This is a genomic window from Paenibacillus sp. FW101-FHT12H11, assembly GCF_058790355.1.
In genome coordinates, this window is sequence record NZ_JBYTCO010000009.1 from 387,188 (window position 1) to 405,353 (window position 18,166).

General features: G+C 48.8%; 19 protein-coding genes, 9 tRNA genes and 1 riboswitch. Of the genes, 4 read left to right on the plus strand and 24 right to left on the minus strand.

The annotated features are described in order from the left end of the window. The 3 genes from liaF to AC3WTJ_RS27930 all read right to left on the minus strand — a co-directional run bounded on the left by liaF (position 1) and on the right by AC3WTJ_RS27930 (position 1,789). The gene (gene liaF / locus AC3WTJ_RS27920) at positions 1–663 is read right to left on the minus strand and encodes a cell wall-active antibiotics response protein LiaF (protein ID WP_315953140.1); all 663 of its coding nucleotides are present in this window, start codon (positions 661–663) and stop codon (positions 1–3) included. A 175-nt stretch (positions 664–838) separates the two neighbouring features. After that, positions 839–1,465: a PspA/IM30 family protein gene (locus AC3WTJ_RS27925; protein WP_492524562.1), complete on the minus strand. Its 627-nt coding sequence runs from the start codon at positions 1,463–1,465 to the stop codon at positions 839–841. Between the two features lie 24 nt (positions 1,466–1,489). Continuing rightward, a complete protein-coding gene (locus tag AC3WTJ_RS27930) occupies positions 1,490–1,789 on the minus strand; it encodes a LiaF transmembrane domain-containing protein (RefSeq protein WP_492524586.1) in 300 nt (99 codons plus the stop codon). Between the two features lie 168 nt (positions 1,790–1,957). Beyond that, positions 1,958–2,110: riboswitch (cyclic di-AMP (ydaO/yuaA leader) on the plus strand. 13 nt (positions 2,111–2,123) lie between these two features. Here AC3WTJ_RS27930 and AC3WTJ_RS27935 point away from each other — a divergent pair. Next, the gene (locus tag AC3WTJ_RS27935) at positions 2,124–2,921 is read left to right on the plus strand and encodes a stalk domain-containing protein (protein WP_492524587.1); all 798 of its coding nucleotides are present in this window, start codon (positions 2,124–2,126) and stop codon (positions 2,919–2,921) included. Between the two features lie 470 nt (positions 2,922–3,391). On the opposite strand, the gene AC3WTJ_RS27940 is transcribed toward AC3WTJ_RS27935, so the two are convergent. Beyond that, complete coding sequence (locus tag AC3WTJ_RS27940; RefSeq protein ID WP_492524563.1) at positions 3,392–4,582, minus strand: GNAT family N-acetyltransferase; 1,191 nt, start codon at positions 4,580–4,582, stop codon at positions 3,392–3,394. A 177-nt stretch (positions 4,583–4,759) separates the two neighbouring features. Between AC3WTJ_RS27940 and AC3WTJ_RS27945 the strand changes: the two genes are divergently transcribed. Continuing rightward, positions 4,760–4,873: a sporulation protein YjcZ gene (locus AC3WTJ_RS27945; protein WP_127453175.1), complete on the plus strand. Its 114-nt coding sequence runs from the start codon at positions 4,760–4,762 to the stop codon at positions 4,871–4,873. Between the two features lie 92 nt (positions 4,874–4,965). Here AC3WTJ_RS27945 and AC3WTJ_RS27950 read toward each other — a convergent pair whose 3' ends face one another. The 9 genes from AC3WTJ_RS27950 to AC3WTJ_RS27990 form a co-directional block, all read right to left on the minus strand. Continuing rightward, positions 4,966–6,234, minus strand: a complete 1,269-nt coding sequence (locus AC3WTJ_RS27950; protein WP_492524564.1) for a molybdopterin molybdotransferase MoeA — start codon at positions 6,232–6,234, stop codon at positions 4,966–4,968. A gap of 22 nt (positions 6,235–6,256) precedes the next feature. Beyond that, entirely contained in the window at positions 6,257–7,261 is a 1,005-nt protein-coding gene (gene moaA / locus AC3WTJ_RS27955; protein ID WP_127453177.1) for a GTP 3',8-cyclase MoaA, read from the minus strand. 55 nt (positions 7,262–7,316) lie between these two features. Next, positions 7,317–7,931: a molybdenum cofactor guanylyltransferase gene (gene mobA / locus AC3WTJ_RS27960; RefSeq protein WP_492524565.1), complete on the minus strand. Its 615-nt coding sequence runs from the start codon at positions 7,929–7,931 to the stop codon at positions 7,317–7,319. Continuing rightward, on the minus strand, positions 7,928–8,578 hold the full coding sequence (locus tag AC3WTJ_RS27965; RefSeq protein ID WP_492524588.1) for an MOSC domain-containing protein: 651 nt from the start codon (positions 8,576–8,578) through the stop codon (positions 7,928–7,930). The genes mobA and AC3WTJ_RS27965 overlap by 4 nt, the downstream gene beginning before the upstream one ends. Before the next feature lie 86 nt (positions 8,579–8,664). Beyond that, on the minus strand, positions 8,665–9,987 hold the full coding sequence (locus tag AC3WTJ_RS27970; protein ID WP_492524566.1) for a molybdopterin-dependent oxidoreductase: 1,323 nt from the start codon (positions 9,985–9,987) through the stop codon (positions 8,665–8,667). Positions 9,988–10,168: 181 nt separating this feature from the next. Further along, positions 10,169–11,179 (minus strand): HAMP domain-containing sensor histidine kinase, encoded by a 1,011-nt coding sequence (locus AC3WTJ_RS27975; RefSeq protein ID WP_492524567.1) that lies wholly within the window; start codon positions 11,177–11,179, stop codon positions 10,169–10,171. A 32-nt stretch (positions 11,180–11,211) separates the two neighbouring features. Continuing rightward, positions 11,212–11,934, minus strand: coding sequence for a response regulator transcription factor (locus AC3WTJ_RS27980; RefSeq protein ID WP_492524568.1), 723 nt, complete (start codon positions 11,932–11,934; stop codon positions 11,212–11,214). Between the two features lie 157 nt (positions 11,935–12,091). Beyond that, positions 12,092–13,330 carry an MDR family MFS transporter gene (locus AC3WTJ_RS27985; protein ID WP_492524569.1) on the minus strand — a complete coding sequence of 413 codons (1,239 nt, stop codon included), beginning with the start codon at positions 13,328–13,330 and terminating at the stop codon, positions 12,092–12,094. A 108-nt stretch (positions 13,331–13,438) separates the two neighbouring features. Beyond that, positions 13,439–13,822 (minus strand): hypothetical protein, encoded by a 384-nt coding sequence (locus AC3WTJ_RS27990; RefSeq protein ID WP_157319738.1) that lies wholly within the window; start codon positions 13,820–13,822, stop codon positions 13,439–13,441. Positions 13,823–14,054: 232 nt separating this feature from the next. Between AC3WTJ_RS27990 and AC3WTJ_RS27995 the strand changes: the two genes are divergently transcribed. After that, positions 14,055–14,849 (plus strand): alpha/beta fold hydrolase, encoded by a 795-nt coding sequence (locus AC3WTJ_RS27995; RefSeq protein ID WP_492524570.1) that lies wholly within the window; start codon positions 14,055–14,057, stop codon positions 14,847–14,849. On the opposite strand, the gene AC3WTJ_RS28000 is transcribed toward AC3WTJ_RS27995, so the two are convergent. Together AC3WTJ_RS28000 and AC3WTJ_RS28005 are read right to left on the minus strand one after the other, a co-directional pair. Further along, on the minus strand, positions 14,839–16,053 hold the full coding sequence (locus AC3WTJ_RS28000; RefSeq protein WP_492524589.1) for an ROK family protein: 1,215 nt from the start codon (positions 16,051–16,053) through the stop codon (positions 14,839–14,841). The two genes, AC3WTJ_RS27995 and AC3WTJ_RS28000, sit on opposite strands and share 11 nt — an antisense overlap. Before the next feature lie 74 nt (positions 16,054–16,127). Continuing rightward, positions 16,128–16,835, minus strand: coding sequence for a class I SAM-dependent methyltransferase (locus AC3WTJ_RS28005; protein WP_492524571.1), 708 nt, complete (start codon positions 16,833–16,835; stop codon positions 16,128–16,130). 78 nt (positions 16,836–16,913) lie between these two features. Between AC3WTJ_RS28005 and AC3WTJ_RS28010 the strand changes: the two genes are divergently transcribed. Then, positions 16,914–17,189: a hypothetical protein gene (locus tag AC3WTJ_RS28010; RefSeq protein WP_492524572.1), complete on the plus strand. Its 276-nt coding sequence runs from the start codon at positions 16,914–16,916 to the stop codon at positions 17,187–17,189. 167 nt (positions 17,190–17,356) lie between these two features. Here AC3WTJ_RS28010 and AC3WTJ_RS28015 read toward each other — a convergent pair. The 9 genes from AC3WTJ_RS28015 to AC3WTJ_RS28055 all read right to left on the minus strand — a co-directional run bounded on the left by AC3WTJ_RS28015 (position 17,357) and on the right by AC3WTJ_RS28055 (position 18,166). After that, positions 17,357–17,435: transfer RNA gene (locus AC3WTJ_RS28015), tRNA-Leu, on the minus strand. 19 nt (positions 17,436–17,454) lie between these two features. Then, positions 17,455–17,543 (minus strand) — tRNA-Leu (locus tag AC3WTJ_RS28020). 11 nt (positions 17,544–17,554) lie between these two features. Continuing rightward, positions 17,555–17,628, minus strand: a tRNA-Cys gene (locus AC3WTJ_RS28025). 10 nt (positions 17,629–17,638) lie between these two features. After that, positions 17,639–17,713: transfer RNA gene (locus AC3WTJ_RS28030), tRNA-Gly, on the minus strand. A gap of 8 nt (positions 17,714–17,721) precedes the next feature. Next, positions 17,722–17,793: transfer RNA gene (locus tag AC3WTJ_RS28035), tRNA-Gln, on the minus strand. A gap of 22 nt (positions 17,794–17,815) precedes the next feature. Next, a tRNA-His gene (locus tag AC3WTJ_RS28040) sits at positions 17,816–17,888 on the minus strand. Positions 17,889–17,913: 25 nt separating this feature from the next. Then, positions 17,914–17,987, minus strand: a tRNA-Trp gene (locus AC3WTJ_RS28045). Positions 17,988–17,999: 12 nt separating this feature from the next. Further along, a tRNA-Tyr gene (locus AC3WTJ_RS28050) sits at positions 18,000–18,081 on the minus strand. Between the two features lie 9 nt (positions 18,082–18,090). Next, positions 18,091–18,166, minus strand: a tRNA-Thr gene (locus AC3WTJ_RS28055).

The following is an 18,166-nucleotide window of genomic DNA, read 5'->3' on the forward strand; positions in this document are numbered from 1 at the left end:
TTACATCACTTTAATTTTAATATCTCCTACAATATACGAAAGCACAAGTTTCACGCGGTGGTCGCAGCTCTCATAATTGGACGATTGCCACTGTAATTTGTTCATTACACCTGATTCCCGCTCACTTGCAACTTGAATTTGGCCAAATGTAACGGATGCTCCTACTGAGACGCCAATATCATCTGGTACCTTTATATCTACATCGCCTATCACACCTTGCAGAATAAGCGTTGTTTCCTTTTGCTCTAGTATGGCAAGCGAGAGATCGATATACGTCTCCCCGATAATGTACCACGTTGAACTATTGCGCATGATCCAAGGCTCACGCCCCAAGCGAACGCTGTCCATCAGCTTCTGCTTCTGAATATAGGTGTCATCTTTATGCACTTGCTTGGACCGTATGAAAAAGAATCCTAATGAAATCAAAACGATAGCGAAAACAATCGTAATATGATCACCAAAGAGAATCACAGCCCCCACGCCGATGAGCACAAACCCTTTGCGCTCTTTGCGGGAACGGACCCGATGAATGCCCAGCAAGACGAGGATAATCGCAAGAATGGGGAAAAAGCCTATCGTATGATCCAGAAGCAAAAAAAGACCGGCGCCAATCAGCACAAGAGCTGTATTCCGGTTGCGGTTGTTTTTGGTTTCTTCGCCCATCGCTGCACCTCCTCTGGCTGCCGATTAATTCGTTCATATAGATTCCTAGCATACCATAAGAATGGACAGCCTCCAAGATGCAAATCCTTGCCCAGCAAGGCTCTAGCATGAGGAATGGAGGCCGGAATCCGGCTGCGCCGCATACTGTGCGCGGCGCAGTACAATCACGCGAGGCTTATTTCTTGTCGCGCCAATCCTGCTGAAGCTTGCGCAGCTCCTGCTGGAGGTTGCTGCCAGCCTCCTTCAGCGTCTCTTTCGACACGCGCCCCGCCACGCGCAAGCCCTGCAGCGCTTCCCGGCCGAGCTCGCGGCCGGTCGCTTCCAGCTCGCGCAATGCTTCGCGAGCTTCTTCCTTGGACAGCCCGCTTCGCGGCTGTCCCGTTCCTGCTGCGCGGCCGGCACGCAGCCCCGCCAGCTCGTCTGCGAGCGCCAGGCAGACGTCCTGGCTGCTCGCGTACTGCGCGCGGTACTGCGCGCAGGCTGCTTCCAAGCGCAGCTTCTCTTGCAGCGCCATACGCGCCAGCTCTTCGTCGCCTGCGCGCATGGCCAGTTCAGCCTGCTCGGCGCGCAGCTGCGCCATCTCCTGCGCGTCGACGCTTTGCTTGCGCAGCTCAATCGTACGCTGCAGCGCCTCCTCGTAGCGCTCCTCCAGCTCGGCGATGCCGCGCGATGCTCCAGCGTGTCCAGCGTGGCTGGAATGGCTGGAATGGCCGCCTCCCCGTTCATGCAGGTCCAGCTTGCTTGCTGCCTCCTGCCAAGCCATATCGGCCATTTTACCAATTCGATCAAATACGCTCATCATCCACACCCCCTATGTTCTTGTTGATTACAGTCTGAACTCCGCCGAATCGTTTTGTTTTTTTAGCATGCGATAGCCGTAATACATTAACCACACTGCAAACACAATCGCTAGGAAACCAGATAATTTTGTAATTAATATCAAAGCGCCAATGCCAAAAATCAGCCATCCCATCTTCTTGCCATGAGTTATCCCCACATAACCTAGCCCCACCATCGCCACAGGAACCAGCAGTCCCATGACATGAAAATGCATGCCCACTTGATGCATACAAATGAGAAAGCCTACTGCTATCAGAATCAGCGCCCAACTTTTTGATCGATTCATGCTCACTATTGCACCGCCCTTCGCGTAATCTTCATGCTACTATCGTAGCCGAAATGGATTCACGTCAAAACGGACTCCCGACTGTTTTTGTACCTAGACCTAAGTCCAGTATGGTCTAAGACCTTTAACCATATTTTGGGCGTTGTTTCCATTATTCTATCAATGATAGAATATTTGAAGCCGAGTCCGGTGCACAGACAAAGTGCCGGTACGGGGGACGATTTACATGGGGTGAATATTTGCTCTGTAAGCAGAGCAGACTAGGGAGAACCTTCTTCCCGAACCCGTCAACTAACCTCGGAGGCTCATTTTGAAGGAGGATTACCAATTGAATATGCTTACAAAAGGGTTAGCATGCCTTGCTGTGTCCTTCACAGTTTTGGCAGGAGGCTTTCTTTCCCCATTTTCGGGACATGCTTATGCAGCAGCCGCGAGTATGGACGTGAAAGTGCAAGTCAACGATGACCTGGTTCAATTTCCGGATGCCCAGCCTTATTTGGATGACAACCACGCTACACAAGTACCGATCCGTTTCGTAACTGAGAAACTGGGTTATGATGTACAATGGCAAAAGGAAGGCGACGCAATTAAAGTCACACTGAACAATGACAAGCATTCTATTTCCTTGGTGTCAGGTCAAAAAGAGGCCGAAATCGATAGCACTCCTGTCGAGATGGACACACACGCTGAGTTCCAAAACGGACGTGTCTACGTGCCGCTTCGGTTCTTAAGCAATGCTTCCGACATTCCCGTTCAGTGGGATGCAAGCAGCAACTTAGCGATTTTAAGTAAAGACGGCAATCATCACGCACCTGATTATGAGCTATTTGAGTCAACAGCCTACTCCGCTGATCCTTCTGAAAATGGAGGCTTTGGAGCATTGGACTATATGGGGAATCCATTAGGAATCGGAACCGTCGCTGTAGATCCATCGGTTATTCCACTTGGATCTAAGCTCTATATAGAAGGTTATGATTTCAACGGCCTGCCAAAAGGCGGCATGTATGCTTATGCAACGGATACCGGTGGTTCCATCAAAGGCAAACGCGTTGATATTTACATTCCAGGCTCCCAGCAATCCTTACGCAAATTCGGCTTCCAAACTGTAAAAGTGTACAAACTAAACCCGTGATGATCACGGGTTTTTTAATTTTGACGAACGTACTGAAAGCCCCGCATGAACTGTGATGAAACTCCGGGCACCTTAGGAATCTATGGATCTATTCGGTGGAATCACCTCAAAGGAACTGGCGTCCGCTATTCGCGGAAAAACGAGCATTTCTCTTTCGGAACGGAACTACAGGCTCTTATTTGTACTCAAACCTGTACTTTTTATAGAAGCCGGCAAAATAGAGTCTTGTAGATCCCCTAAACCAGCCGAAAAGGTGGTTTTCCTTGGAATAAGGTCCCACAGTTCCTTTTCAGCTCGTCGGAGCGTGCAAGTGCAGTGCGAGAGCGTTGGGTAGCCTGGAGACTCCCAACGGAAAACTAGCTTTTGATCCATTGAAGGGAACTGGAGTCCTCTATTTCCTCGTTCTCGGCTGAAATTTCCGAGAGATAGCGCACTAACAAAAAACGGCCCCGGAACACCGGGACCGAATCCTAAAAGAAATCCGCCAAATACGTCGTGCGCTGCGGAATTGCCGCTTCCAACCGAGTAACCAGCTCCTGCGAGCCTTGAAGCCGCTCAATTTTAGCCATAAAGCCCGCCTTTTGATAACTCATAAATAAGGCAGCCAACGTTTGAATACTACAACTCAGTATACGCTCATCTGCCGGTTGCTCGCCCTCAGCTAACTTGGTGACCTCCGCTTTCTCCCCGCTGCCTGTGAATTGCAATTGGAAAACGCCATCGTTCCAGTCCGCATGCGGATCAAAAATCCGCAAATAGATCGGCTCAACCTCTTGGCGCGGTTCAAACCGATACTGCTTCAGGAAAGCTTCCACATCGATAATACGCGCCGAAAAATATGTTATTTTCTCCTGCTTGAACTTAGGATCATGCACCAAGAAAGGAAGCTGATCATCCGCTGGCGCTTTAACCTCCACCTTCGAGATCATGGAATCATGATCGGCTATGAACTTCCATAACCCGCGTCTCGTTTCTTCATCCAAAAACACCATCTCATGAATGGTTGCTGTATACTCTTTTACTTGATAAAAGACGTACCCCGTCCGTTCACCCTTGGCATTAACATAGAGGGCTACCGTACCTTTTTTGTTTTTAAAATATCGATTATTCCACCAATTTGCGTCCCGCTCCATCATTCCATTAAATTGCAGGGCATACTGCTCATAAATAGGATTCAAAAGCTCCCATTCCCTCGTCACACGAACGATTGAACTGCCTTCCGGAGCATGGAATTTTGGAAGTTTATCCGCAGGAATTTCATATTTCAGGTAGTCAATATACGTCTCCCAGCCATACTTCCGATAAAATTCGAACTTAAACGGAGATAGAAAGGAGACGGTTTGCCCTTGCTCTTTCATCACCTTGAGCGCTTGAAGCAGCAGCTTCGCGACCATTCCGTTGCGCCTGTACTCCGGCCAAGTTGCTACTCCCGCAATTCCGCCCATGGCAAAACGCTGACCATTCAGCCACGTATGAAATTGGTTAATTTGAAGCTTAGCAGCTAGTTTCCCCTGAACAAAATAGCCCCAAATTTGCTTCGGATCTGTCCAACTGCTGCGATCTTCCTGCTCTTCTGCGCTCAGCTCATATTGAAAAGCAAACTGGGATAATGCAAGACTCTCCGGCAATTCCTGTTGTTCCAATGTTCGAATTTCACTCATTATGTATCACCTCATATACAAGTATACTGGAAAATCATTGACAATACCTATGCCTAATTAGGCGTTCTCCATTTAGAAATCAGGGCATACGTCCAATCAACGAATGTCTCTACGTCATATGATGTTGATGTATAGTGATTCAACCCACTTAAATACTTAAGAACCGGAGGGGATACTATGTCATATGCAGCTGGTTGTGGTACTGGATACGGATCTGGATACGGATCTGTAGGTGTCGTTCTTGTCCTTTATGTTCTGCTTGTTATCATCTTGGCTACTTTCGCAATCTAATCTTGCCTTCATTCCAACCTGACTATTCCTTGTAAATAGACCTGCTTACACCAACTTCTTTGAAAGAAGATGAGTGATAAGCAGGTCTTTTTTTATTTGATCGGATATATAAGAACACATTCGCCTCTCGCAAAACCTGAGCCTCCGGCAGGCAGTTGAATCAAACAATCCGCATCTTTAATGGAAACCATGATGCTGGACTTATCAATGCCGGAAGGCTTAACCCGCAAACAACCATTCTCGACATGCGTTGTCCCTCGGACATAACGCGGGAATGCCGAGCCTTTGTCGTAATCCACATCCAAATAAGCTGTCATGGCTTCGGGGCAAGGAGATAGGCAGCCTGACATCGCTTTAATCAGCGGCTTAGCAAATAGCTCAAAGCCTACAAACGATGCGCCGGGATTACCGGAGAGCGAGAGCAGCAGCCTATTCTCCCAAAAGGCTGCGCTCGTCGGCGTGCCTGGCCGCATCGCCACTTTATTAAACAGGAGCTTACCCGCAAACCTTCCAAACAAATCCACCAGAACATCATAGTCACCAACAGAGACACCGCCGGAGGTGATAACAAGATCAACTTTGCCTAATGTCTCCAGCAGAGCGTCTTCCACCTCTTCTACATTGTCCGAGAGCGCGTGCATAATCACCGCTTCTCCGCCCGCTGCTTCGACTTGCGCAGCAAGCATGTAGCTGTTGCTGTTACGAATTCGCCCAGGCAGCAACGCTTCTTCAACATTCAATAACTCAGAGCCTGTTGAAAAAATCGCTACCCTCGGTTTACGGAAAACCGTCACGGAGAAATAACCAAAAGTCGCTAATATCGCCGCTTCACCAGGTCCGATTTGTGATCCATGCGGAAGCAATAACTCCTGCGCGGCTATTTCCCCGGCAATAGGAGTTATGTTGCTGCCCACGGGTATACTTTTCTTAATGCAGACCTGAGTCGAGCTTACCCCTGCGTCCAGTAAGGGAAGTGCATCCGTCATTTCCAGCATCACCACGCAATCCGCTCCATCTGGAACAGGCGCTCCCGTCATGATCCGGGATGCAGCACCTGAATACACAGTAAGCTCAGGAACCGTTCCGCTTGGAATATGCTCAATGACACGCAAAATAGCAGGATTTTCTGGCGATGCCTGTTCAATATCCGCAGCGCAAACCGCGTATCCGTCCACGCCGGATCGGCGAAAATGAGGCACGGGATGATCGGCATAAATATCCTTGGCTAATCGCCTGTTGAACGCAGCGGACAACGGTACAATTTCCGTTTCAGTAAGTTCGACATACTCGGAAAGCACGCTTCGGGCTTCTTCCACCGAAATGACTTTGCGCCCGAATTTAAGCTTCACATCGCTATTCACTAACGTCCGTTCCTCCTATGGGCTAACCGCCAATTTGCGACATCCGGCGAAGTGTTGGTGTATGAGACTGGCTTTCATTCAGCAGTGCCTGCGCCATCTCATGATTTTGCGGCTTGATATCCAAAGCACGGAAGAAAAGGTCTTCCATTGCCGAATCATTCCCAATATAAGTCCGAACATTAAATTCATCTGACCAATACAAGCATGGCTTCACATTGCCATCTGCCGTAATTCGCAGGCGGTTGCAGGTCTCGCAGAAGTGATCGCTGATCGGATGAATGAGCCCGAATGAACCTTGAGCGCCTTCGATCCGGAAGTTTTGAGCAGGCCCGTTCCCATATACGGCGTCCGAGGCTATCGCATTCCAACCCTTTTCCTTACAGCGATCCAATACGGTCGACAAAGGCAAATAGCGGCTTTTCCACGCCTCATCCTGATGCCCGATCGGCATATATTCTATGAACCGAACTTGAATCGGACGATCCATCGTCATTTGTAAAAAGTCTTCAATTTCGTCATCATTCATGCCCTTCATAAGGACAACATTTAACTTGATCGGGGTAATGCCCACACGATAAGCTTCTTCAATGCTGGCCAGAACACGGTTAATATCGCCACCTCGGGTGATGAGTGAGAACCGGTCTGCTTTCAAGGAATCCAGGCTTATATTTACACGGGTTAGCCCTGCTGCGCGAAGCTTTTCAGCTCTTGAAGCAAAATAAATCCCATTCGTTGTCAACGCAATATCTTCAATCCCGGGTATTTGGGAGAGCATGCCAATCAGTTGTTCCAGATTTTTACGTACAAGCGGTTCTCCGCCGGTTAATCTCAGCTTTCGGACACCTAGTCCAGCCAGCACGCGAACAACCTCGGTGATTTCCTCGAACGTTAACAGCTTGTCATCCGGTTCAAATTCCATTCCTTCTTCGGGCATACAGTAAACACAACGAAGATTACAGCGATCCGTAACGGATATTCGTAAGTAATCGTGCATGCGTCCAAAACGATCCATCAGCAGCTTCGGCATGAAGTTCACCTTCTCTCCAGTCCATTATGACACATTTTTCAGCTAAATCCTACACTCATGATAGATTCTCTAACATAGACTTGTACTCATCCGGCGTATTCACATTCGTTACAAACTTTGACGACAGTTTTAACTTTTCAAAAAAAGCATTCTCCGCAGGCAACCAATCGATATGATCCAACAAACCCATTAATCGATGTTGTTCCTGCTTCAATAATACCTCAGCCTCAGAACCAACTAACCTCGAGTAAATGCCATGGAGCGGATGAACCTTGCCGTCTATGACCGGAATAACCGCATCAACATTGGCTTCTTGGCACATTTGTCTCATAGCTTCTGCGGCTTCGGATGAAATAAAAGGCATATCACACCCAACAATCCACATGAATTGTTCAGTTACGGCTTGCGCAGCTGCATGAATACCGCTTAACGGCCCTTTTTGAACATATATATCTGACACCCATTGTACATTCAAAGGCATGGAATTAGATGCTAGAAGTAATTGGAACGCCTCGGGTTCATTCGATACAACAATCATCTGGTTGCAAATACGGGACATTTCCGTAAGCTGGCGAAGAAGCAAGGGCTGATCTTGAACAGGAAGCAGCGCCTTGCTTCTTCCTTCCATGCGGCGATTGAGCCCTCCGGCCAAAATAACACCTGTCATCATAACTCGAGTTCCGTCAATCGTTTTGTGAAGGATTTCTTCCAGCTTTCAGATAGAGCTTCCGTCTGTACGAGACGTTGAGCTCCATCCTTGCTCATTTTATCGTGATATTTGATTTGATTCGCATAGGCCAGCGTTACGCCGTCAGCATCTTTGGCGACAAGCTTCACTTCGGAATTTACGGAGAGGAATCCTTCTTGCAAAACTCTGAAATAGAAACCGGTATATCCCGTTTCCTGCATGTGCAGCGGGGTTTTGGCCCACTCCAGACGTTTGCCTACTTTAAAACAAGGCTGGCGTGGCTGCGAGACCTGAACAATCACTTCGTCAATAGCATAAATGTCACCAATGCAAACGTCCGTCTCCAGAAAACCGCGCACCGTTAAATTTTCACCAAAAGCACCCGCTTCCAGCTTGCGGCCAAGCACTTCCTCCCAGTAAGCATAATGCTCCTCGGGGTAAACACACAGTGCTTTATCAACGCCGCCATGCACCGTTAAATCGGCTTGCCCGTCCCCGTCCAATTGGGTTTTGGACACATACAAAGATGAGCTGACCGGGGACTTGTATATGCCCGTGACCAGCTCTTTGCCTTGATATTCAACAATTTGTGGTTGGCCCACATTCACCGATACGATTTCCAACGTTATTCCTCATTTCCAAGCAGGTTCTTTGACATAACTATATCAAAAACCACCCGGAAAGTCAGTTTCAGTTTCTTGCCATTTCATTCCCATTACGCATTGTTAGATCGATCCACCCAAGCATCATTATCGTAGCCTCTAACTTCCCAATACCCCATGTGCTCCTTCTCAATAAGCTCAATCGCTTGGAGCCATTTGACGGATTTATACGCATACATTTGCGGAACAATCAGCCGGACCGGACCTCCTAATTTTTGGGGAATCGGCTTGCCATCCAGCATTACAGCTACCATGATGTCGTCACTGTCAGCTTGCTCCAACGAAAGGGCATCGGTATACACCTTGTCGCCGGAATAAAATTTCACATATTTCGCCTTGGACTGCACACCCGCTGCTGCTAAAAGCTGCTTAAGCGGTATGCCTTCCCACGTACAATTATAAATGGACCAGCCAGTCACACAATGGAAGTTACTCACCTGTACCGTTCGTTTCAACTTCAGAAACTCTTCCCAGTTCCAAACGCCAGGTTTATCGACTAGACCAGAAATCGCGAACTGCCAAGTCTCCGAGGAAAAAGCCGGAATTTCCGTCACCGTATAAATACGGAAATTCCCTTGCGCTCCTCCGCCGACCACCGCGGCGGAGTCCGGCAGCGGCGCAGGCGGCGGCAGCATGCTGTTGCCGTCGCCTGCGGCATACTCGGCGGTCGACGAACCGCCGGTGTCGAAAGCGCCTTTTATCCACCGATAAAAGGCGGGACCGACTGCGATCACAAGCACCAGTCCTGCGGCAAGCCGCAGGAACGAGGCGCGTGTGATCGGCGACGCCTTCAGCGCGGCGATAACCGCCTGCGCTGCTGAGCGCTCCGCCGTGGCGTCAGACGCCGCCACGGGAGGTGTTGCCGCCGGCTGCACGGCCGGCGGCTTAACTGCGGCAGCGGCGGCTTGATCCAGCCGCTGCTGGCGCTTCAGCCATCTGCTGCGCGAGATGGCGTGGTACACGGCATACGGCACTCCGACCCAGGTCAGCAGGTCATGGATGAGGAGTGCCGCATTGTTTAAAGCGGGTGGCAGATGCCGGAACTGCCACAGGACCACCCCGGACGCTGCCCAACCGACCAGCAGCGCCAGCACAAAGACCAGATTCGCGCGTTGATTGCGGCGCGTGCGAATCTGCAGCCAATGTTTGCGAATCATTGGCGCATACAGGATCATTAGCAAAATAGAAGCGACACCTAAATAAATGTGAAGCTGCTTCAACGACACTCGGACAATCCCCAAATCTCCGCGAATCGCCCCTATGCTAAGCACAATGCCCGTTATGGTCAGCAGCAGGAGAATCCAGGCATTCCAGCTATGTATAGCATTAAGACGCTTGCCAAAGGATTGCTTTAACCAACCTCTTTTCGACTCCATACGCCCACATCCTATTCAACCAATAGTTTATACCTCTAATCATAACGTACAAATCTTAAAAAAAGCTTACAACTCGCTAAAATTACAGAGTACGCTCCATACTCAGAACTGCCTGGCCGCTAGTCCCCTGAAATACTGCCTTCTCCATCTGCTCAGGCCCCCCTATTTCAGCTGAGGCGCCCTATTCAATAGGAATGGTAAACCAGAACGTGCTGCCACTCCCCTCATCCTTGCCCACTCGGCTATCCACACCGATTGTTCCCCCATGCAGCTGGACGATGGACTTAGCAATCGCCAAACCGAGTCCGGCTCCCCCGCTAGTACGCGTTCGTGATGGGTCCGAGCGATAAAACCGATCGAATATTTTGTCCGCATCCCTTTCCTCAATTCCCTCGCCTTGATCTTGAATCAGCAGCTTTAGACAAGAGGTCGGCAGCTGTTCCACTTTAATTGTAATGCTGCCGCCAACAGGGGAGTGACGAATGGCATTCCCCAGTATGTTAGCCAAAACCCGCTTCATTTCCTGAGGCATAATGGTCACAGGCGGCAAGTACTCCGGCAGGTCTACAACGACTTGCAACTGCTTATCTTCCAGCTGAAAAGCCAAGCTTTGCAGACCATCCACCAGGAGCTGATCAACATGATACGGCTCAGGCACGAATTCGCTTCCACCTGCATCGAGCTGCGAAAGCTTAAATAATTCCTGGATCAATCCGTCTAATCGTCCCGTTTCCAAACGGATCGTTCGGAGATAACGCTCGAAGGTCGCTTTATCCTGAATGACATCGTCTTCCAGTGCTTCTACGAAAGCCTTAATTGATGACATTGGCGTTCGCAGATCATGCGACACATTCGCTACAAGCTCTTTGCGAGAAATCTCGGCTGTTCGTAATTTGCCGAAACTTTCTTTCAGTTTCCCGCTCATGCGGTTGAACTGTTCTGCTAGTCTTTGAAATTCAACTGGCCCGATATGAGGCACCACGCCCTCAAAATGGCCTTCTGAGATGCGAGTCGTTTCCTGAGTAATGGCATGAATAGCTTTTTCTAGAGGGCGTGTCATGATGTAATGAATGCCCATCGATACAACAGCCGCACCTAGGGTAACAGTCGACAGAATCACAACATCCTTCCAGTGAAGCAGCATAAAATGGTAGCAAATAAGCAGCGTAAGCAAGATGATCCCTGTACTCACTCCGCTCGCAATGAGCAAATATAATCGAAGCTTCAGGATGGCTCCCTCCCTTCGAATTTATAACCGATGCCCCACACCGTTTTGATAAAGCGCGGCTCAGAAGGATTAGGCTCCAGTTTCTCTCTTAAGCGGCGGATATGAACCGTTACTGTCGTTGTATCCCCGTAATAATCAATATCCCACACTTTACTCAGCAATTGGTTTCGCGAAAAAACTTGATCCGGATGGGCTGCGAACAAATGCAGCAGCTCAAATTCCTTCACAGTCAGCTCGACGTCTTTGTCGAGGACGCGGACACTGCGATGCAGCACATTGATTTCGAGTCCAGGGTATCTCAATATATGGGCAGGCAGTACTGCCTCTGCATTCACCATAGTCTCCATCGGAGTGCGCTGCATCCTACGCAAAATCCCTTTCACTCGCAGCACAAGCTCTCGCGGTGAAAAGGGCTTCGTCAAGTAGTCGTCAGCCCCCATCGTGAGTCCCATCAACCTGTCCATTTCGTCCCCCAACGCCGTCAGCATGATGATGGGAACGTCCCGCTCATTGCGAATTTCTTCGCAAACCTGCCAACCGTTTTTACCGGGCATCATCAGATCCAGCACGATCAGCTGCGGATTGTGCTGCCGCCACTGCCTGATCGCCTCCTCCCCGTTCATTGCGGAAATGACTTGATAGCCTTCCCTCTCCAAATAAACGGTACAAACATCTATAATATTCGGTTCATCATCCACAATAAGAACTAACGTTCCCATACAGACATACCTCCTCAAGCTAGTATAATTATACCTCATCCTTTTAAAAGGAAACTTACAGATGTCTTACAAAACAATAAAAACCCAGCATCCTCAGATGCCAGGCTTACATACCATTCATATTAACGATATCAGAACTCAACTAGTCCCCTTTCGTTTATACTTGCAGCACACCTTCAACATTTGGCTCTTCCTGCTTACGATTTAAGCCTCGGATATATCTCGTTTGAGCAATACCGGCAGCAATAAGAATGACGCCTACGACGGCAAACATCACTTTCCCGCCATAATGGCTGAATAGCAATCCACCTAGGACAGGGCCGATGGCACGGGATAACTGCCAATTCATTCCGAACACGGAGAAGTACAAGCCTCTATGCTCCACTGGGGCAATCACGGAAATCACTTTTTGAATATGAGGACCGTTCAACATTTCACCAATGGTAAATAAAAATTCAACAAAAAGCAGAATCGCAAGATAAGGAACAAATCCGTAACCGATGGATACAACTGCAAACAACATGTAGGATACAGCCACGACAATATAAGCAGGGACGTGCTCTGTTCGTTTTGCAATCCACAGCTGCAGCGCGATGACTACGCACCCATTGAAAGTAATGATCGTCGCAAAGACCGATTTATAATTTTCGAAATTTTGCTGTAGATGTAAAGGAAATGTAGACTCAACTTGCGCGTATAAAAGGGATACCGGCATGGCCAGAAAAGTAATCCACAGCAGTGGTTTATGCTCCGACCATTTAATTTTGACTTTGTTTGCTTTTGCGGCAGCCAATACCTCTTCACTTTTAACAGGCATCGTCTCTGGGACCTTCCATATGACTAAGCCCGCATAAGCAACTAGTGTAACCGAACAAGCAAGGAAGATAATCGACGGATTCATGGTAAACAAGAGTAAGCCTAAAAGCGGACCAAATGCTGATCCCATGTTTAAAGCCGTGTGCAATAAAGCAAAAACCTCAGCTCGCTTCTGCTCCGGCACAACATCCGAAATCTGAGCATTGGCAGCAGGCCCATACATCGCATGTCCAATTCCATTAACAATGGAAATAAGCGCAAACTCCCATACGTGGCTGGCAAATATATATCCACCAATAGCGAAGGCTTGAATAAGGAGCGCTGCGAGCATCATTGGCTTCCGCCCGTACTTGTCACTCAAGCTGCCTGCATATAAATTTACGAATATTCCGCATAAGGGCTGTAGACCTACTATTAACATGGATAAAAACACGGAACCGTCCAACTTGTCATACAAATAAAAAACCAGATAGGGTCTCATCATAAAACCGGCTAACGACGTCAGAATCGTGCCCACGACTCGAACCCATATCGCTGTGTCATACTTGCTAATCACCGAAAAAAAGGGAATTCTTTGCATTTGACCTCCTAGATGTCTTTGGTACTTTCAGTTTAGAAGGATTTGAGTAAAAGAAAAAGGTAAAATCTCGTTATAACGGATTTCACCTTTTATGTATCTCCTATTTTCTTAACCTCCGATACGAATCTTCCGGTAAGTATCGATAAACGAAAGGACATCTACGCGCTTCCCCCTCTTCTTCGCTACTCTGGCCATTTTCACTAGGGTTGTCCAGAATTCGTCGAGCACGGGAGATTCAAAATCATTTTCCTTCGGAGCCTGTGTCAATTTATTCTTGTTCGTGTATGAGGCTCCTTCATCCGAGATCAGATATTGAATCTGACTTTTTTTCCACTGCTCGCCGGTTACGTAGCTTACACCAATTTCACGCATTTTTTTGCGAACAGATGTAACAGGGCGGGATAATTCTTTGGCAATTACAACGGGAGGGCACTCTGATGAAAGTCGAATTAACTTGTCCAATTCTTGTGTGGACCAAGGTTTTTTAGTCATGACGATAACCTCACTTCATAAATGAAAGATTCGTATTCGCTTTTACTGGTTAACAACGGGTATACTGAGAGAATAACAATCAAATGTTAAAGAAGTATGAGTTAACCATAATGAAAGTATGAAGACATAACTTTTTCGCTATTTCTCTTGTTTTTACGACCTTTGAACTAATATTTTGATGAAATTTAGGTCTTTGTGCGTGGAAAAACTAGTCATGGAGGGTGACCAACGAATGAAACATCATATTAATGGAGCAGAGTTGTACATAGCGGAAAAAGGACAAGGAGTACCTGTCATTTTATTGCACGGATTCCCATTGGATCATCGCATGTGGCAAGCGCAGGTAGAGGCTTTATCGGTGGATTATCGGGTGATTACACCTGATTTACGCGGTATGGGGCATTCGGATGTACCTCAAGCTAACATTTCAATTGAGCAATATGCGGATGATATTTTGACGATGATGGACAAAATGGACATACAAAAAGCCGCACTTGGCGGCTTCTCCATGGGCGGATATGTGGCTTTTGCACTTCTGCGCAAAGCTCCTAAGCGATTCACAGCGCTTCTTCTCGCTAATACCCGTCCGGAAGCAGACGGGCTAGAGGCTCGTAAGAACCGGATGAATATGGCAGCTGCCCTCTATGACAAAGGGGCCAGCGCGGCAAGAGATGCCATGCTGCCGAAGCTGCTCACGGAGCAGACAGCCAAAGATCAGCCAGGGCTCGTGGAGAGCCTAAGCGCGGTCATGGCTTCCATGCCTGCCGAAGGTCTGGTCCACGCGAGCCTGGCCATGGCGTTCCGCGCCGACTCCGTCGACCTCCTCGGAGCTATCTCCGTACCGACGCTTGTCATCGCCGGTGAGAAAGATCCGATTGCGCCACCGGATGTCATGAAAAAGATGGCTGACGCGATTCCGGGAGCCAGCTTTCATGCCATCCCTGAGGCTTCGCATCTGGCGCCGATGGAGCAACCCGAGGCCTTCAATGCGCTGCTCCTTGAATTCCTCCAAGGCGTCACAGCCTAACCAACTGGTCCATGACCATCACGGCTGCTCCCATGGCAAGGGCCTCTTCACCAAGCTGCCCCTTGCTGAAGACAACCTGATACGCGGGGTAGTAGTACGTTTTCCGAATCGCTACCTGTGTAGCGGTTTGGAAGAACAACTCCCCGCCCGCGATAAGCGGGCCCCCAAGGATGACCTTCTCCGGGTGCAAAATATTTAATAAATTGGCTAGTCCTATGCCAAAATAGGTTGCAGCCTCCGTAATGATCTCCACGACAAGGGGATCATTTTTTTTGAGTGCCTCCAATACCTGCGTGTAGGACAACTGCTCCGGGTCCTCCACCAACTGCGACAGCACCGTGGATCGGCCCTGTTTTAAGGCAGAGCGTGCCGCCTTTTCAATCGCATACAAGGATGCATATGACTCCAAGGCGCCGTAGTTTCCTGAGGCGTCACGGTGCGCCACGCCATCTGTTTGAATGATCATTTGCCCGACAGAGCCTTCCATGTCAACCGCGCCATAGATGAGCTTCCCTTCCGATACCATGGAAGAGCGCAAGCCAACCCCGGCATGAATATATAGCAGATGTTTGAAACTCTGCGTGCGCTGATGCCAGGATTCCGCTAAAATGGCTGTGTTCGCTCCGTTATCCAGCATGGAGGGAATACCCAGTTCCTCTGTCAGCTCCTTGCAGATATCAACGTTTCTCCAACCATTGGCCTGAAAATAAGCCGGCTCCAATATCGTTCCAGACAGCCTGTCCACCGGACCCACGGCGCCGACACCGATTCCTAGCAGCATCGACTTCGTGATCCCGTGCCGCTCCATCATATCATGCGCCTCCTTGACAATGAGGCGGATTAGCACTTCCGGCGTCATCTCTGCCGTCATCGTCCAGCTCCGGGCGTCTAATTTGTTCATGCCCAAATCAACCAAAACCAGCTTGGACAACGTCCTGGAGATATCCAAGCCGAAAACATACGCGTAGGCCGAGTTCTTCTCATACAGAATCGGCCTACGCCCGCCTGTTGACGCACCGAAGCCGGATTCAAGTATGAATCCTTGGCCCGTCAGTTCTTCCAAAAGCCGCGTCAACGTAGAGACCGTCATCCCGCTCTGCTCAAGCAGCTCAGTCTTGGATATCGTCGTATGGCGACAAATCAACTCATAAATCTCTTTGGCTTTCCGGTTTGGAATGCGTTCCGATATAGCGCCAGCGTTCAAAAGAAACAGCCCCCAATGATAATCTTTCTCGCCTAATTCGCCATCGGGGTGCTTGATTCCTGCCACGGTTCTATCTATTCCTTCGAGCCTATCATCAACGTGTATCCCATGTAACTATGATACTTATTCACCAGCTCATCATATCTGGCTGTAATTTGCCATATGCGTGGGTCCATGAACGATTGCTTGTCGGATAGATGCACAGGGTCTGGATGCTGAACTTGATCCTCGAACATCGTTAATGGAAACGGATGGATACCGGAGAAATCCACAGCAAATTTGCTTCCTTCCAGCAGCTCCCGCCATTCATCCATGCTATAAATTTTACTAACTCCATAAAAGCTGCACAGTGCCCTATGGACGCCAGTGGACATATTTTTGACGCGGATAACTTCCCGGTCATAAAGCTTCCCTCCTGGTTTCAACACCCGGTAATACTCCGAGACCGCCTTCTGCGCTTCTGCGAAATTCGTGACGGATTCCACCATCACAACATCAAATGATTCATTTTCAAAAGGTAATTGGCACACGTCTCCCTCCCGAAAATCCACCTGCACCCCTTGCTTTTCAGCTCGTATTATCGCCTTAGCTACCATTTCGGGGCGGATATCGACCGCTGTCACTTCACATCCCTGTTCAGCAAGGAAGCACGCTGTTCTCCCCGTCCCGCATCCGACCTCCAGAACTCGTTTCCCTTTCTCTATCGGGTATTTCTTCAATTGTTCCATGGTCTCGCCGAACCCGCCAGGGTGCGCATTGCCCACTCCAAGCTTTGCTAACATATCTAGGTACTCGATAGCACTCACACCTCCATAATGGCATTTCACTCTCTTTTTTACCATATGGAGGGCTGCTGCCTCTTGTTCGAATTCTGGGTCGATTTTCTAAAAAAAGGCTCTCGCCTAATGCGCTTATTCAGCTTCTCTTGGGCAGATCACCCAATCAAACAGGGGTATATCACCATAGGATGTATCGTCTCTCATGGAAGGCTGCCGAGAGCATTACTTATGATTGGGGGTGACATCATGGGTGTTGCTGCTGGCGCTGCTGTTGGTGTAGGCTACGGAACTTCTGCCACTGCTATTCTGGTATTGTTCATTTTACTCGTAATCGTAACAATGACTTACGCTTGGTAACCTATGAAGTCATTTGATAGCTAAAAAAGAAGGAGCTCCAGTTCATTTGAACCTGGCTCCTTCTACTGTTCATTTCCTAGCTATCATTCAACTAACTAAATAATATAACTTTAATCACAAATGAAAAAAGCTCTTGAAATCAAATGATTTCAAGAGCTTTCTTTGTATACCGGCAAGAGGACTCGAACCTCCACCCTTTCGGACTCGATTTTGAGTCGAGCGCGTCTGCCATTCCGCCATGCCGGCATATAAACTTGTAAAACAATGGTGCCGAAGACCAGACTTGAACTGGTACGGTAGTCACCTACCGCAGGATTTTAAGTCCTGTGCGTCTGCCGATTCCGCCACTCCGGCTAAAAATTTTGTGGAGGCGCCACCCAGACTCGAACTGGGGGTAAAGCTTTTGCAGAGCTCTGCCTTACCACTTGGCTATGGCGCCTTAGTAATAATGGAGCGGAAGACGGGGATCGAACCCGCGACCCTCGCCTTGGCAAGGCGATGCTCTACCGCTGAGCCACTTCCGCATATAAAACTGGGGATCAAGGATTTGAACCTTGGCATGACGGAGTCAAAGTCCGTTGCCTTACCGCTTGGCTAATCCCCATTATCTTGCTTTGGTAATAATGGGCGGACGACGGGACTTGAACCCGCGAATGCCGGATCCACAAACCGGTGCGTTAACCCCTTCGCCACGACCGCCACAATATTAAGTTGCTTACTTTTTTGGCAGGGGCAGCAGGAATTGAACCCACACCAAAGGTTTTGGAGACCTTTGTTCTACCCTTAAACTATGCCCCTAGAAAAAGTAAATGGAGGCTGATGGATTCGAACCACCGAACTCGGAGAGAGCAGATTTACAGTCTGCCGTGTTTAGCCACTTCACTAAGCCTCCATAAAGCAATGGTGCCGTCGAGAGGACTTGAACCCCCAACCTACTGATTACAAGTCAGTTGCTCTACCAGTTGAGCTACAACGGC

Coding starts and splice junctions, on each gene's coding strand:
- AC3WTJ_RS27980 (WP_492524568.1), bottom strand. CDS start 11,934: ATGGGAACGTTAGTTCTTATTGTGGATGATGAACCGAATATTATAGAT.
- AC3WTJ_RS27925 (WP_492524562.1), bottom strand. CDS start 1,465: ATGATGAGCGTATTTGATCGAATTGGTAAAATGGCCGATATGGCTTGG.
- AC3WTJ_RS27995 (WP_492524570.1), top strand. CDS start 14,055: ATGAAACATCATATTAATGGAGCAGAGTTGTACATAGCGGAAAAAGGA.
- AC3WTJ_RS27945 (WP_127453175.1), top strand. CDS start 4,760: ATGTCATATGCAGCTGGTTGTGGTACTGGATACGGATCTGGATACGGA.
- AC3WTJ_RS27990 (WP_157319738.1), bottom strand. CDS start 13,822: ATGACTAAAAAACCTTGGTCCACACAAGAATTGGACAAGTTAATTCGA.
- AC3WTJ_RS27985 (WP_492524569.1), bottom strand. CDS start 13,330: ATGCAAAGAATTCCCTTTTTTTCGGTGATTAGCAAGTATGACACAGCG.
- AC3WTJ_RS28005 (WP_492524571.1), bottom strand. CDS start 16,835: ATGTTAGCAAAGCTTGGAGTGGGCAATGCGCACCCTGGCGGGTTCGGC.
- moaA (WP_127453177.1), bottom strand. CDS start 7,261: ATGCCGAAGCTGCTGATGGATCGTTTTGGACGCATGCACGATTACTTA.
- liaF (WP_315953140.1), bottom strand. CDS start 663: ATGGGCGAAGAAACCAAAAACAACCGCAACCGGAATACAGCTCTTGTG.
- AC3WTJ_RS27970 (WP_492524566.1), bottom strand. CDS start 9,987: ATGGAGTCGAAAAGAGGTTGGTTAAAGCAATCCTTTGGCAAGCGTCTT.
- mobA (WP_492524565.1), bottom strand. CDS start 7,931: ATGATGACAGGTGTTATTTTGGCCGGAGGGCTCAATCGCCGCATGGAA.
- AC3WTJ_RS27930 (WP_492524586.1), bottom strand. CDS start 1,789: ATGAATCGATCAAAAAGTTGGGCGCTGATTCTGATAGCAGTAGGCTTT.
- AC3WTJ_RS27935 (WP_492524587.1), top strand. CDS start 2,124: ATGCTTACAAAAGGGTTAGCATGCCTTGCTGTGTCCTTCACAGTTTTG.
- AC3WTJ_RS27940 (WP_492524563.1), bottom strand. CDS start 4,582: ATGAGTGAAATTCGAACATTGGAACAACAGGAATTGCCGGAGAGTCTT.